The following is a 14196-nucleotide window of genomic DNA, read 5'->3' as shown; positions in this document are numbered from 1 at the left end:
AGCATCCCTTTGGCACGATCAAGGCCCGTATGGGTGCAACCCACTTCTTGATGAAGCGCCTACGGAACGTCGCCGCCGAGATGGCTTTGCACGTCCTGGCCTATAACCTCACTCGGGTGATGAACATCGTCGGCAAACCGAGCCTGATTGCAGCAATCCGCGCCACCTGAACGCGCGGAAGTGCGTCCAAAAGCGCCACCGCGCGTCGCTATAACCACCTCAGCCGGCTATTGGACGATCCGACGCGAAAACATCGGCGGCCTGCAACGATTGTCGACTACGGCCGCTTCCGAGCTATCCATTTCCACACAACCAAGACCCAGACCGGACCTTGGCGATTTGTAGGGCTCTCGTGCTGAGGTTAGATGAAGCTGTGACAGATAGTTGGACATGCGACCGGATTTGGTACGCGAGATATTCCAGCTAATGCGAACTTGAACTGCTGCAGACGCTTTTTTCAACTGTGAGTCACCTTCCGCAACGCTGCAAATGCACAGACATAATCTGCCGAAGTTGCATAGCGCATTCGAGGTGCTTCGATCAATTTGGCTTGAAACCAGGCGGTCGCCAACGCCGCCAGTTAATAACGATACGGCCTAGCGCGGTCATTCCAACGGCGTCTTGCGCATGAGTACCAGCCGGCCGATCCTATTTTGGATAGCAATCTTCGCGGCCATTGCAGCGGTCGTCGTTCTGCTGCATCAGGTTCTGCTGCCGTTTGTAGCGGGCATGGTGCTTGCCTATCTTCTCGACCCTCTCGCCAATCGGATGGAGCGGCTCGGCGTGAACCGGCTCGTCGCCACGCTTGCCATCATTGCTTTCGGCGTTACTCTCATCGCGGTCATCATCATTCTCACGGTGCCCGTGATCATCCGTGAGCTTTCGCTTTTCGTCGAGCACTTGCCGCTCTACGTCCGGCGGGTGCATGCGCTGGCAACCGATCCAAACTGGCCCTGGCTAAGCAAGATCGTCGGCGAGGGCCTCGGCGAAACCGAGCGCTCGATCGGCGAATTGACAAAGTTTGCGAGCGGTTGGCTCGAGAGCATCCTCCGGTCGGCCTGGTCGGGGGGACGAGCTCTGATCTCTATCGTTTCGATTGGTATCGTCACGCCGATCGTTGCTTGCTACCTCCTCTACGACTGGAACAGAATGGTTGCGACGATCGATAATTGGGTCCCGCCGGCCCATCGGGAAACCGCGCAGGCGCTTGCGCGCGAAATCGACAAGACGATCAGCGGTTTCGTGCGAGGGCAGAGCACTCTCTGCCTCGTCCTCGCGGTGTACTATGCTGCTGCGCTACGCCTAATCGGTCTCGACCACGGGGTCCTGATCGGCATCGCGGCCGGGTTGATCAGCTTCATCCCGTATCTCGGATCGCTCTCCGGCCTGGTTGTCTCCACGTGCATCGCAATCGCGCAATTCTCGCCGGACTGGAGACCGATCTGGCTTGTGCCGGCGGTCTTCGTCGTCGGACAATCGCTGGCCGATTACGTTCTGGCGCCGCATCTGGTGGGTCGACGCGTGCATCTGAACCCGGTCTGGGTGATGTTCGCGCTTTTCGCCTTCGGCTATTTGTTCGGCTTTGTCGGCCTGTTGATCGCGGTGCCGCTCGCTTCTGCCATCGGCGTGCTGGCCCGTTTTGCCTTGAGAACCTACTATGCGAGTTCGCTTTACGCGTCGACCGCGACAAAGCCGCCCCTCGAATCCTGATGCTCGGTTCTACGATTTCGCCCATTGCAAGGCTGTCGGATTGACATGCCTCGATATGAAAAAGGCCAAGACATTGTTCGGGTGGCATCATGGCGCACAGCCTTGCCATGGAATGTCGCTTGGCTCAGAGCTGCCGAAATTGGGTGGTGCAGCAGGTCGGTAGCCATGAGGGGGCAGCGCCCGTGGCGCCAACCAATTCGGGAGGGCAGCCACGGACCTCGGATGTGCAGCGGCTGGCGTCCCGCTGACTGACCGCTTCGAAATCGGTATACTGGCGAGGAGACGGGAACCGCACAAGGTTGATCGGTCATGCAGCAAGATGCCGTCCGCAAATACTACTTCGTTAGCGACCTCCACATGGGCGGTGACGGCCAGCTGCAGAATTGCGATTACACCGCCGAGTTCGTTGCTTTTCTAAAGCAATTGGAAAAAGAAAGTGCCGACACCGAACTGCTAATTGTCGGCGATACGTTCGGGTTCTGGGAACTGACCCTCGTGCGGGGAGCCGAGAAGCTTGATCACATAGTTGCGGCGCACCAAGCCATTTTCGATCAACTCCGCGATACTGGGAAGCGCATCAAGATCACCATGATGGTCGGCAATCATGACTATGAGCTTGCCTGCAATGCCGAATTTTCCACCAAGCTACGACAATACAACATTCATCTCGACACTAGCCTGGTCCTGATCCGTGCCGTAGGCGACAAAAAGATCTGGATTGAGCACGGGCAGCAGCGCGACGAATTCAACGCTTTTCCCGACTATGGTAGTCCCTACGCACTTCCGGTCGGATACTTCATCACGCAAACCTTTGTTAGCGGAGCGAGCCGGCATTCCGATTTCGGAAGAGGAAATTGGCTCAAGGATATTCGCTCAGTTGGCACGATGCAGATACCTGACTGGGTTCTGTCCAACTACTTCTACCGGGAAATGAGCGCAGTGCTGCGCTGGGTGCTGCTGCCATTTTTACTTCTCGCCGGAGTGACGATGGTGGCGATCGCGGGCGAACTGCTCCGGGTAGTCGGCATCTTCGATTACAATATTCTGTTTCACAATCCGCTCATGAGCAGGCTTGGAATCATCGACAACGTTCTTCAAGTGGTGATCGCGATCAATTCCATATTCCTGGTGCTGTTCGGCGTTCCTGCAGCGGTAGTTCAGCGCGACCTCAAACGAACTCTCACTCGGTTTCGGCTCCTCACCGACTACGGAATCAGCCCAAACCTCGATTCCGAGGAATGTTATCTAAAAGCGGCTCAGCAAGTGTTCCAAGCAGACGGCAGCGTGGCGGTTTTCGTCTTCGGACATACTCATGGAGCGTTTCTAAAACGACCGGGACCAGGCGGTCAGGTGGTCCTGAACACGGGAACTTGGCTGAAGCTCTTACACCGCGTCCCAGTCCACTTTGGACTATTACCAGCAGTCTACTATCCCTCGTTTCGCCTCAATTATTTTTGCATTGAAACGGAAAACAATCATGTCGTGATCACCTACGTGGCGTTTCCTAAAACGCCTGAGCGCGAACTTACTTGGCTGCAGCGGCTCGTAACGCTCGGTAAGGCTCCCAAATCATCGGAAGCCGTGCCGGCGAGGACGGTCGTTGATTTTTGACCCCGGACCGCAGGCGGCCGCGACTTGCGTGATGTTCGCCTGACTGAGGAATCGGCGCAAGCATCGGAGCTTGCGCCGATGTTGCGACGGACACGACGAATCGGCCAATCGCAACCAGCGTGGTCATCTGCTCGTCCCCACCGTAACGGATTCGTCGACCAGCGACTGGTTACTAATCGACGTGCAGATGCGGGAAACAGCCTCCGACGATTCCGAAAAGGTAATTTTCTCGACGTATGGCTTGTCTATCGCGGCTGTAATCTTCTTTCCGTCATCGGAGACCCGGAACAGCATGCTTTCCCCCTCTATGGAGAATTGCTGGCCAGCATTTGGCCCGGCGTTCAGCATACCCTGAAAGGTGCCGGGCTTGACGGCCATACGATATGCGTGATCACCCTCAGGGGTGTCAGTGAACGAGTAGGAGATTGTGCCCGCACTTACTGCCGCTCCATAAGGATTGGGTGGTGGGACAATGGTCGCATCGCCTCACTGGTCCCATCGCCATGGTAGATGACCTGACCTTCCGTGGTGAGCTGGCTGACGAGCGCGCGCCCAGCGACGCAACTTGCTGCGATGCATGAGTCTGGAAGTGGCCCTTCTCGAACCTAGGGAGATGTCCGAGTTGAGTCCGCGAGGTAGGCCAAAGCGGACATTGACCAAGATCGCTGTCACGCGATTTTATAAGCACACACCCTAGGCAACGAGCTCGGCGAACAGGTCGGCATCGACATTGCCGCCCGACAGCACGATCACGACGTTCTTGCCGGCGACATCAAGACGGCCGGCCAATAGCGCGGCAAGGCCGATAGCGCCGCCCGGCTCGACCACGAGCTTCAGCTCGCGATAGGCAAACGCCACGGCCGCGCCGACCTCAGCGTCGGAGGCGGTGACGCCCCGCGCCAGCAGCTTGCTGTTGATCGCGAACGTCATCTCGCCGGGCATCAGCGCCATCAGCGCGTCGCAGATGGTGCGGCCCGCGGGCGGATGCGGCTCGCGATGACCGACGGCGAGCGAACGGGTGTGATCGTCGAACGCCTCGGGCTCGGCCACGACGATCTGGGCTTGCGGATAGCGCGCCTTCACGGCGGTCGCGACGCCCGCGATCAGGCCGCCGCCAGAGGCCGGCGCCACCACGATGTCGGGCATGATGCCGAGGCTCGCCATGTCTTCGGCGATCTCGCGGCCAGCGGTGCCTTGCCCGGCGATCACGAAGGGATCGTCATAGGGCTTGACCAGCGTCGCGCCGCGCTTCTCGGCGATGCCGCGCGCGATCGCCTCGCGGTCGTCGCGGTCGCGGTCATACAACACGACCTCGGCGCCATAGGATTTGGTGCGCTCGCGCTTGGACAGCGGCGCATCCGCCGGCATCACGATGGTCGCTTGCATGTCGAGGATCTTTGCCGCCGCCGCCACGCCCTGGGCGTGGTTGCCGGAGGAGAACGCGACGACACCGCCGGAACGCTTGTCCGGCGGGATCGAGAACACCTTGTTGAAGGCGCCGCGGAACTTGAAGGAGCCGGTGCGCTGGAGCATCTCCGGCTTCAAAAAGACCTTTGCGCCGACGCGCTCGTTGAGCACGGGAAAGGACAACAGCGGGGTGCGGATGGCGAAGGGCGCGATCACGCGCGCTGCGGCATCGATGTCGGCAGGGCCGACCGGGAGGGGCTGTTCCGTCATGGGGTAATTTGTATCGCGCCTGATCAGGCGCGGGCAAGACACCTCCGCGCGAGGGTCTGCGGCCGTCAGGCGACGAAGCGCGCCTGCTCCACCCCGTTCCGGCCCGGCAGCACCGCGCCGACCGCCCGGATGCTGTCGACGAAGGCCCTCGCCGAGGCCTCCCAGGTGTAATTGGCGGCAAATTCGACGCAGGCCTGCCGGGAGATGTCGAGCGCCGCAAGGCAGGCGCTGCGCAAATCGTGATCCAGCGCGCCGACCGGCGCGTCGCCGATCACGTCGCGGGGGCCCTTCACCGGGAAGGCCGCAACCGGCAGCCCGCTCGCCAGCGCCTCCAGGAGGACCAGGCCGAACGTGTCGGTCTTGCTGGGAAACACGAAGACGTCGGCCGCAGCGTAGATTTCCGCCAGAGCCTCGCCGTGCTTCTCCCCCAGGAAGATCGCCTCAGGATAGGCCTCTTCGAGGGACGCCCGCGCCGGGCCGTCGCCGACGATCACCTTGGTGCCGGGCAGGTCGAGGTCGAGGAAGGCCTCGAGATTCTTTTCCACCGCGACACGGCCGACCGAAAGGAACACCGGTGCCGGCAGGCAGAGGTCGATGGCGCGCGGATGGAACAGATGGGTGTCGACGCCGCGCGGCCACAGCACGACATTGTCGAAGCCGCGCTCGCTGAGCTCGCGGGCGAGCGCCGGGGTCGCCGCCATCACCGCGCTGCTCGCGCTGTGGAAGCGGCGCAGCGCGCGCCAGATCAGGGAGCCCGGAACCGGCACCCTGGCGCGGACATATTCGGGAAAGCGGGTGTGGAAGCTGGTCGTGAACGGCAGCTTGCGCTGGCGGCAATAGCGGCGGACCATCAGGCCGATCGGCCCTTCCGTCGCGATATGGATGCTGTCGGGGCGCGCTTCCTCGATCAGCTTGGCGATCCGCGCCGGGCGGGGCATTGCCAAGCGTACGTCGCGGTAGCTCGGCATCGCAAAGGTCCGGAACGATTGCGGCGTGAGGAACGCGAACTCGACGTCGAGCGCCTTGGCCGCGTCAGCGAGCTTGGTCAGCGTCCGAACCACACCGTTGACTTGCGGGTGCCAGGCGTCGGTCGCGACCAGGATGCGCATTACGCAGCTCTTGCAGCGACCTGTGGGACAGGCGCCGCCTTTCGCAACTGATCCGCCCAGGTGATGATCTCGAAATGGCCGTCGTCGTGCTCGACGAGCGCCGTGCAGCTCTCCACCCAGTCACCGCAGTTCATGTAGCGGATGCCGGCCTCGTCGCGGATCACGGCATAGTGGATGTGGCCGCAGATCACGCCGTCGGCCTCGTGGCGCCGCGCCTCGGCGGCGAGCGCCTGCTCGAACGCGCCGATATAGTTGACGGCGTTCTTGACCTTCTGCTTCGCCCATTGCGACAGCGACCAGTAGGGCACGCCGAACATGCGGCGGAAGAAGTTGACGAAGCGATTCATCTGGATCGCGAAGTCGTAGGCCTTGTCGCCGAGATGGGCGAGCCAGCGCGCGTTCTGCACCACGAGGTCGAAGATGTCGCCATGGATGACGAGATAGCGCTTGCCGTCCACGCCGGTGTGGACGGTGTTTTCGACGACGTCGATGCCGCCGAAATGCGTGCCGTAATAGTTGCGCAGGAACTCGTCGTGATTGCCGGGGATGTAGACGATCTTGGCGCCCTTGCGCGCCTTGCGCAGCAGCTTCTGGACGAGGTCGTTATGCGATTGCGGCCAGTGCCAGCTCGATTTCAGCGCCCAGCCGTCGACGATGTCGCCGACGAGGTAGATGGTATCGGCGTCATGGTAGCGCAGGAAGTCCAGCAGAAGATCGGCTTGCGAGCCGCGGGCTCCGAGATGGACGTCGGAGATGAACAACGTGCGAAAGCGCCGCTCCGGGCTCTCGTCACTCACATCGTAACTTCCCATGCGCCAGCCTGTAACAATGTCCCGTGACAGGGGGATGACCAATTGAACCTGTGAGGCACCCTCAGATACGAATCAAACCTTGCCTCGCCCTGTCAGCCGGATATCAGCCGCATGCGACAATCAGGCGACATGGCGCCGCAGAGGCGTCCGCAAAACCCCGGGAACCCCTAGGTTTGTTGGTTAACGCCGGCGGGTCGCCGCGCGGATCCGGCCGCAATCGCGGCCGAGGTCAGTAGAACCTGTGGAAATGATGGATCGGCCCGTGGCCATGGCCGACGCTGAAGCGGTCGGCGGCTGCGATCGCCGCGCTGATCCAGGTCTTGGCGTTGCGCACCGCGTCCTCGAGCCCCTCGCCCTTGGCGAGACCAGCCGCCACGGCAGAGGATAGCGAGCAGCCGGTGCCATGGGTGTTTTTGGTGGCAACGCGGGGCGCGGCCAGCGGGATCGTTTTATCCGAATCGACGAGATAGTCGGTGCTCTCGGCGCCCTCGCTGTGGCCGCCCTTGATCAGGACGGAGCGGCAGCCGAGCGCCAGAAGGCGCCTGCCCTGGCCCTCGATGTCGGCCTCGCTCGAGGCGACCGGCTCGTCCAGGAGAGCCGCGGCCTCCGGCAAATTGGGAGTCAGCACCGAGGCGAGCGGTATCAGCTTCGTGCGCAGGGCTTCGACGGCCTCGGAAGCCAGCAGTCGGTCGCCGGAGGTTGCGACCATCACGGGATCGAGCACCACGTACCGGGGCGACCAGCGCGCGAGCGCGGCCGCGATCGCATCGATGCTCAAAGCCTGCGCCACCATGCCGATCTTCACCGCACCGACATCGAGATCGGAGAACACGGCATCGACCTGCGCGGTGACGAACTCGGCGGGCACGGCGTGAATGCCGGTGACGCCCTTGGTGTTCTGCGCCGTCAACGCCGTGATCGCGGAGGCACCATAGACGCCGAGCGCGGCGAAGGTCTTCAGGTCCGCCTGAATGCCGGCGCCGCCGCTCGAATCGGAGCCGGCAATGGTGAGCGCCACGGGCGTCGTCATGGTGCGATTTTCCGCATTTCGGGGACCATCATCCGTCCTAGCGCGCATAGCCCGGGGCAGCAAGCTTGCGCCCGGGGGCAGCAAGCGAGCTTGCGCCCGGGGCAGCAAGCAAGCTTGCGCCGGAGGGCAGCAAGTTCGCTTGCTAAATGGGGCCGGTTTTGGCCTATTAGCCGCCAGATCATGCCCTTCGGAGCAACCGCGATGGTTCCTTTTTTCGTCCAGATCAAATGCAAGCTCGGCCAGTCCTACACGGTCGCCAACGCGCTCGCAGAAGCCGAGATCGCCTCCGAGATCTATTCCACGGCCGGCGACTACGACCTGCTGGTGAAGTTCTACGTCGACAAGGACACCGACATCGGCCACTTCATCAACGAGAAGGTGCAGATCCTGCCGGGCATCCAGGACACCCACACCATCATCACCTTCAAGGCCTTCGGGAGCAGCTAGGGCTGGAAGCGCTAGCTGCCCTCTTTTTTCCGCTTCGGCGGCGTCGGTCCGTCGACCGGCGGCAGCGACTTGACGTAATCCGCCATCGCCGCAAGGTCCGCGTCCGACAATAGCGAGGTGTTCTTGATCACCCGCGTCATCGCGCCGCCGGCGCTGTCGCCGTCGGGCAGTTCGCCGGTCTTCAGGAAGTAGGCAATATCCTTCGCGCTCCAATCGCCAAGGCGCTTCTGGGTGATGTTGGGGACCCAGCCCTCCCCTTCCGGATTGGGTCCGCCAGCGAAGCGCTCTCCGCTGATGATACCGCCAAGAATATTGCGCGGGCTGTGACATTCCGCGCAGTGGCCAAAGCTGTTCACGAGATAGGCCCCGCGATTCCATTGCGCCGACTGCGCGGTCTCGGGCGCGAACGGCTTGCCGTCCATGAACAGGAGCTTCCATATGCCGACGTTGCGCCGGATGTCGAACGGGAAGCGCACGTCGTGATCGCGCACCTTGCCCGCGACGGGGGGAAGCGTTTTCAGATAGGCGAAGAGATCGAGCACGTCCTCGCGCCTGGCATGCTGATACGATGTGTACGGAAAGGCCGGAAAATAATGTTGTCCGGACGGCGAGACCCCCTTCATCACCGCGTTGACGAATTCAGCTTCTTGCCATCGTCCGATGCCATCGTTCGGATCGGGCGAGATATTGGGCGCGTAGAACGTTCCGAAGGGCGAGCGGATCGCGACGCCGCCGCCTAGCCGGGTGCGGTCGGGCTGGTTGGGCACGGCATGGCATGAGGCGCAGCCGCCGGCGTTGAACATCTCCTCGCCATTGGCAAGATTCGGCGTGTGGGCGGGTGCCGTGACGGCAAAGCCGACGGCCGGCGCGCTGAGCCACCAGTAGACGCCTGCCGCGGCAATCGTTGCGAGCAGCGCCACGGAAATTGTTCGTTGCAACATGCGGTCCATCCACTCGTGGCCAGCGAACCTATGGCCGATGTCGTTGCAACTCCAGCCACGAAGAATTTAGCCTGTCCCCGCTGGAAACGGGAATAAACTGAAACGTTGGCTGTTGGAAGTTTCGCAGGCCAACGAGGCCACCAGGGAGAATGTCATGAACAAGACCGTCATTGCCGTGTTAGCGCTGGGCACTGTTGCTTTTGCGGGTCCGGCCAGCGCCGAGAAGCTGAAAGCAACGCTCGACGGCAAGGCCGAGGTACCGGCCACGACCAGCAGCGGCACCGGAACGGCCGATCTGGACTACGACGCCGCCAGCAAGAAGCTGTCCTGGAAGCTCACCTATTCGGGCCTCTCCGGCCCCGCCACGGCTGCCCATTTCCACGGGCCCGCCGAGTCCGGCAAGAACGCCGGCGTCGCGATCGCGATCCCGAACGCCACATCGAGCCCCGTCGAAGGCAGCGCGACGCTCACGGACGCGCAGGCCGCCGATCTGCTCGCCGGCAAGCTCTACGTCAACATCCACACCGCGGCCAATCCGGGCGGCGAGATCCGCGGTCAGGTGACGAAGTAAGTCTCACGGCTGCCTCGTCGGCGGAGGCCGGACGCAGGAGGGAGCGTCCGGCCTTTTCGAGTCTGGCGCACGCATCATACGTCATTGCAGGAAGATGAGCTCGCGGCTCGCCCTCATTCCGGCATGCCGGCGATCCGGAGCGCTTGCGCCAGCATTTCGGCATCGTCCAGTCGACGCATGCGCGATGTGTACGCAGCGATGCGCTTGTTGGGAAATAGCTGCATCGCGTGGGCGCAGATCCGCTGCGCTTCCTCAACGCGGCCTGATGCGGCGTGACATGCCGCCAGAATGAACTGCGCGGGCGGAAAGATCGGGATCAGCCTGATGGCGGCCGCCGCGCAGGACAAGGCGTCCTCATTTCGGCCGGCGAGGAAATAAGCGTAAGCCAGCCCCGTCAGGGCGTTGCAGCTCCCATGCGGATGGAGCGGGTTCAGACGCAATGCGATGCTGAACTGCTCGACTGCGGCGTCGCCGCGACCAAGCCAAAGCTGGCTCCATCCGCTCCAATGCCGTGCGATGACGAGGTTTGGGTCCAGCTTGATCGCTCTCGCGAGATGGGATTCGCCCTCCTCGACCTGACCGGCAAGCTGGGCGAGCGCGTGTCCTGCCGTTGCAAGAACCGATGGATCGTTCCCATCAAGGTCAATCGCCCGCCTCGCGAGTCGCTCGGCTTCACTGCGTTCGTGGGCTACATCGGTGGTCCAATCGAAGACCCTTCTCAGGACATAGCAACGGGCGCCGAGCGCGTATGCGCGCGCGAATTCAGGATCGAGTTCGCGGGCAATCTTTGCGAGCTCGATCGCCTCGATGCTTGCCTTCTCCGTGAAATTGAAGAAGGCGGCAAATGCCCGGAGATAATAGTCGTAGGCCTGAAGATTGTCGGTCGGCTTACGTCGGGCGCGCTCGATTTCGGCGCGCTCCAGTTGCGGGGAGATTGCGCCGATGACGCTGCTCGTCAGCCGATCCTGCAGGTCGAAAAGATCTCCTATTTCACTGTCAAACCGGTCTGCCCAGAGATGCGTCCCGGTTGTCGCATCTATCAACTGACCGGCGATTCGGAGGCGATTTCCGGCCTTGCGCACACTGCCTTCGAGCACGTAGCGAACGCCCAGCTCCTGGCCGATCTGTTTGACGTCGATTGCCTTCCCCTTGTAGGCCAGAGTCGAATGTCTCGCGATGACGAAAAGAGACTTCGAACGCGACAGTCCCAAAATGATGTCCTCGACCATGCCATCGGCAAAATAGTCCTGCTCCGGATCGGAGCACAAATTGGCGAACGGGAGGACCGCGATCGAGGGTTTGTCGGGAAGCGAGAGCGCGGGTTTCGGCGCCTCGGCTCCGCTGTCGGCAACTGCTTCCGTGTCCGCGGCGGCGAGCGTTTCGCGGACCTTGCCGACGAAGCGAAAGCCTCTGCGTGGCAGTGTCCTTACCAGCCGCTGCTCTTCGCCGGAATCGCCGATCGCGCATCGCACGCTGTTGAGGCGGGTCGTCAGCGCGGCATCGGACACGCTTCGCCCCTGCCAGATGGCATCGATGAGCTCGTCCTTGCCCACGACGCGCTCCCGGTTGCGGATCAGGTAATCGAGGAGGTCGAACACCTGCGGGGCAACGGAGACCAGATCCGTCCCGCGACGCAGCTCCCGCCGTTCCGCGTCGAATGCATACTCCTCAAAGAGATAGCGCAAGATGCGAATCCCTTGGGTGAGCCCCCCGGCGACCGGGTGGGCGTTTCGGCCCGCTGGACACCGCAAGAATAAGCCGCCGATAGGGAAAATGTAAGCTGCCGGTTAAGCGCGCCCGCCGGTCTTCGGGCACCTTCGCCAGGTGGAAAATACCCACCGGAGGCACCGACATGACCATGATCCACGGCACAATTTGGCTGGAACGGAAATCGGTATCGACATGGCACGTCTCCAGCCTGATCCGGAAATACTGGGATGCCTTTCAGGCACATCGTGAGCGCCAGCGATTGCGCGGCACTTTGTCAGGCCTAAGTGACCTGGAGCTGATGGACATCGGCACCACGCGCGGCGAGATCGACTATGTTGCCTCGAACCGCGATATCGACCCGCGAGACATCGTGAGCAATTCGCGCACGGCGTAAGTCCGGCGCAGCACGACCTGCCAGATACCGGCACTTCACCGGCGAAGACCTCCGTGCTTCCCCGATTTCGCTTCGCTTCATCCACGCTTCGAGACTAGACTATAGGTTGACGCGCCTGCGTCCGGCCCGGAGGGGTTCATGATCAAGGTGCTGATGGAACGAGATATGCCGCCGAACTTCGATCCTCGTGACGAGGTGCAGGCGAGCAATCCAGACGGTCTCCGCGGGAAAGATTTTGGATTGCTTCGCTGCGCTCGCAATGACGGAGCAAGGTGCGTTGCCGCCGTTTACTCGCTCGCCCCCTCGGGGGCGGCCTAAGCTCCGCTCAGCGCCTGCGCGAGGTCCGCGATCAAGTCAGACGGGTTTTCGATTCCGATCGATAGCCGGATCGTGGAATCGAGAACGCCGATCTTCCGGCGGATGTCGGCGGGAACACCGGAATGGGTCATTGTCGCAGGCAGGCTGGCGAGCGATTCGGTGCCTCCGAGGCTCACCGCCAGCTTGAAGATCTGCAGCGCGTTGAGGAATTTCACCGCCGCCGGCTGGCCGCCGACGATGTCGAATGAGAACGTCGATCCGGCTCCGAGACATTGCCGTGCGAAGACGCGTCCGGCCACTGAAGCTTCCTCGTGATGACCGAGATAGTGGACCTTCGCCACCTTGGCGTGGTCGCGCAGGTAGTCCGCCACGAGGCGCGCATTCCCATCGGCCTTCTCCATGCGGATGCTCAAGGTCTCGAGGGAGCGGCTGATCATCCAGCAGGAGTGCGGATCCAATTGGGTGCCGATGGCGCCGCGCAGCGCCTTGATGTCCTTCATGATCGCCTTTGAGCCGAGCGCGGCACCGGCGATGAGATCGGAATGACCGCCGACATACTTGGTCAACGAGTACAATGAAAGATCCGCGCCGTGCTCGATCGGTCGCTGAAACACCGGCCCGAGCAAGGTATTGTCGCAGGCGATGATGGGCGTGTGTCCCTGCATCTTGCCGATCGCGTCGGCGACGCGGCGGATCATCGCGATATCGACCAGGCCATTGGTCGGATTGGCCGGAGTTTCGATGAGGATCATCGCAATCCGCCCCTTTTTTGCGCCCTCCTCTGCGGCCTGCTTCACCGCCGCTTCGTCAAGGCCGTCGGCAAAGCCGACCGCACTGATCGAGAAACGCGCAAGCGTGTTGGCAAGCAGGGTTTCGGTCCCGCCGTAAAGCGGCTGCGAGTGCAGAATGACGTCGCCCGGCCGGACGCAGGCGAGAATCGTCGTAGCGATCGCCGACATTCCTGACGAGAACAGCGCGCAGCTTTCGGCGCGCTCGTAGACCGAGAGCCTGTCCTCGACGATTTCGCTGTTGGGGTGATTGAAGCGCGAATAGACGAGGCCCGCGCCCATCCCCTCCGGCGGCTCGCGCCGGCCGGAGACGAAATCGAAGAAATCCTGTCCGTCCTCGGCCGTTTTGAAGACGAAGGTCGAGGTCAGGAACACCGGCGGCTTGATGGCCCCTTCCGAGAGTTGCGGATCGTAGCCATAGGTCAGCATCAGCGTTTCGGGATGCAGCATATGGTTGCCGATGTGGGTCTTCGACGGAAACGGTTTTACCATGGCCTGTCTCGCTGTTCGTGATCCAGATCCTCGCCGCGCGTTGGAACTCTGCGATGGTGGAGCAACCAGGATTTGGATGCGCCGGCACCCAACGACTCGCATCAACGTCGCGGCGGCTCAAGTTGAAGATAGCTCATACGCGCCGCTCTGACAGCGATCCGTCAGGTCAGGCGGACAAATTTTGCCTTTGACGTTGTTCGGCGAAGCGATGCCGCTTTGTCGGAGCAACCGGTATCGACGCAGCGCGAAGGAACGTCGGCGAAGGGCCCATGTGTGGACGGCTCCGGGTTGGCAAGAAGAATCTTCACGTCGCAGCATTGGTCGGAGCAGCCATGTGTTCGGCCTGTTTGCGCGGTACTCATGACCGCTGGCCATAATGCCCTCCGCGGATCAGGTCCCGGTCAAAAGCACGCATTCGATGATGCTGTGGCCCTAGTGGGTTGTCCTGATCGCCGGATCGACCGGCACTGCATTACGTGCTGTTCGCCTTCCCAACCGTTGCGTCACGCCGGGCTGTCCGGTGTGATCTCGTTTACGCCGCGAGAGCGGCAGGTTCCCTGTAGCGTTCGTTCCTGGCCATCATGGC

General features: G+C 62.1%; 14 protein-coding genes and 2 pseudogenes. 7 read left to right on the top strand and 9 right to left on the bottom strand.

Annotated features, from left to right (window positions below; translation table 11 throughout):
- The 3 genes and pseudogenes from K289_RS51975 to K289_RS0138690 all read left to right on the top strand — a co-directional run.
- Positions 1–170 (top strand): annotated as a pseudogene (locus K289_RS51975) (IS5/IS1182 family transposase); the annotation flags it as partial.
- A 457-nt stretch (positions 171–627) separates the two neighbouring features.
- A complete protein-coding gene (locus K289_RS46875) occupies positions 628–1710 on the top strand; it encodes an AI-2E family transporter (RefSeq protein WP_051311292.1) in 1083 nt (360 codons plus the stop codon).
- Positions 1711–2019: 309 nt separating this feature from the next.
- Positions 2020–3321, top strand: coding sequence for a metallophosphoesterase (locus K289_RS0138690; protein ID WP_027556268.1), 1302 nt, complete (start codon positions 2020–2022; stop codon positions 3319–3321).
- A gap of 123 nt (positions 3322–3444) precedes the next feature.
- On the opposite strand, the gene K289_RS0138685 is transcribed toward K289_RS0138690, so the two are convergent.
- From K289_RS0138685 to thiD, 5 genes are all read right to left on the bottom strand, one after another.
- On the bottom strand, positions 3445–3699 hold the full coding sequence (locus K289_RS0138685) for a hypothetical protein (RefSeq protein WP_027556267.1): 255 nt from the start codon (positions 3697–3699) through the stop codon (positions 3445–3447).
- 315 nt (positions 3700–4014) lie between these two features.
- The gene (locus K289_RS0138680; protein ID WP_027556266.1) at positions 4015–4998 is read right to left on the bottom strand and encodes a threonine/serine dehydratase; all 984 of its coding nucleotides are present in this window, start codon (positions 4996–4998) and stop codon (positions 4015–4017) included.
- 65 nt (positions 4999–5063) lie between these two features.
- Positions 5064–6107: a glycosyltransferase family 1 protein gene (locus tag K289_RS0138675; protein WP_027556265.1), complete on the bottom strand. Its 1044-nt coding sequence runs from the start codon at positions 6105–6107 to the stop codon at positions 5064–5066.
- Positions 6107–6919, bottom strand: a complete 813-nt coding sequence (locus K289_RS0138670; protein ID WP_027556264.1) for a UDP-2,3-diacylglucosamine diphosphatase — start codon at positions 6917–6919, stop codon at positions 6107–6109. The genes K289_RS0138675 and K289_RS0138670 overlap by 1 nt, the downstream gene beginning before the upstream one ends.
- A 229-nt stretch (positions 6920–7148) precedes the next feature.
- The gene (thiD, locus tag K289_RS0138665; RefSeq protein WP_027556263.1) at positions 7149–7949 is read right to left on the bottom strand and encodes a bifunctional hydroxymethylpyrimidine kinase/phosphomethylpyrimidine kinase; all 801 of its coding nucleotides are present in this window, start codon (positions 7947–7949) and stop codon (positions 7149–7151) included.
- A gap of 201 nt (positions 7950–8150) precedes the next feature.
- Between thiD and K289_RS0138660 the strand changes: the two genes are divergently transcribed.
- Complete coding sequence (locus tag K289_RS0138660) at positions 8151–8396, top strand: Lrp/AsnC ligand binding domain-containing protein (protein WP_027556262.1); 246 nt, start codon at positions 8151–8153, stop codon at positions 8394–8396.
- Positions 8397–8407: 11 nt separating this feature from the next.
- On the opposite strand, the gene K289_RS0138655 is transcribed toward K289_RS0138660, so the two are convergent.
- Positions 8408–9337, bottom strand: a complete 930-nt coding sequence (locus K289_RS0138655) for a cytochrome c (RefSeq protein ID WP_027556261.1) — start codon at positions 9335–9337, stop codon at positions 8408–8410.
- 154 nt (positions 9338–9491) lie between these two features.
- Between K289_RS0138655 and K289_RS0138650 the strand changes: the two genes are divergently transcribed.
- On the top strand, positions 9492–9908 hold the full coding sequence (locus tag K289_RS0138650; protein ID WP_027556260.1) for a CHRD domain-containing protein: 417 nt from the start codon (positions 9492–9494) through the stop codon (positions 9906–9908).
- A 113-nt stretch (positions 9909–10021) separates the two neighbouring features.
- On the opposite strand, the gene K289_RS0138645 is transcribed toward K289_RS0138650, so the two are convergent.
- A complete protein-coding gene (locus K289_RS0138645) occupies positions 10022–11137 on the bottom strand; it encodes an adenylate cyclase 3 (RefSeq protein WP_245284128.1) in 1116 nt (371 codons plus the stop codon).
- Between the two features lie 228 nt (positions 11138–11365).
- Positions 11366–11506, bottom strand: a pseudogene (locus tag K289_RS52670) (transcriptional regulator); the annotation flags it as partial.
- Between the two features lie 254 nt (positions 11507–11760).
- Between K289_RS52670 and K289_RS0138640 the strand changes: the two are divergent.
- Together K289_RS0138640 and K289_RS51160 are read left to right on the top strand one after the other, a co-directional pair.
- Positions 11761–12012, top strand: coding sequence for a DUF1127 domain-containing protein (locus K289_RS0138640; RefSeq protein ID WP_027556258.1), 252 nt, complete (start codon positions 11761–11763; stop codon positions 12010–12012).
- Positions 12013–12150: 138 nt separating this feature from the next.
- Positions 12151–12330: a hypothetical protein gene (locus K289_RS51160; protein ID WP_156918422.1), complete on the top strand. Its 180-nt coding sequence runs from the start codon at positions 12151–12153 to the stop codon at positions 12328–12330.
- On the opposite strand, the gene K289_RS0138635 is transcribed toward K289_RS51160, so the two are convergent.
- On the bottom strand, positions 12327–13610 hold the full coding sequence (locus K289_RS0138635; RefSeq protein WP_027556257.1) for a cystathionine gamma-synthase family protein: 1284 nt from the start codon (positions 13608–13610) through the stop codon (positions 12327–12329). The genes K289_RS51160 and K289_RS0138635 overlap by 4 nt on opposite strands.
- Between the last annotated feature and the right edge of the window lie 586 nt (positions 13611–14196).

It is taken from the genome of Bradyrhizobium sp. Cp5.3 (assembly GCF_000426265.1).
Classification (GTDB): domain Bacteria; phylum Pseudomonadota; class Alphaproteobacteria; order Rhizobiales; family Xanthobacteraceae; genus Bradyrhizobium; species Bradyrhizobium neotropicale.
The sequence above is the reverse complement of the archived record's forward strand: the minus strand, read 5'-3'. Positions and strand labels throughout refer to the sequence as shown.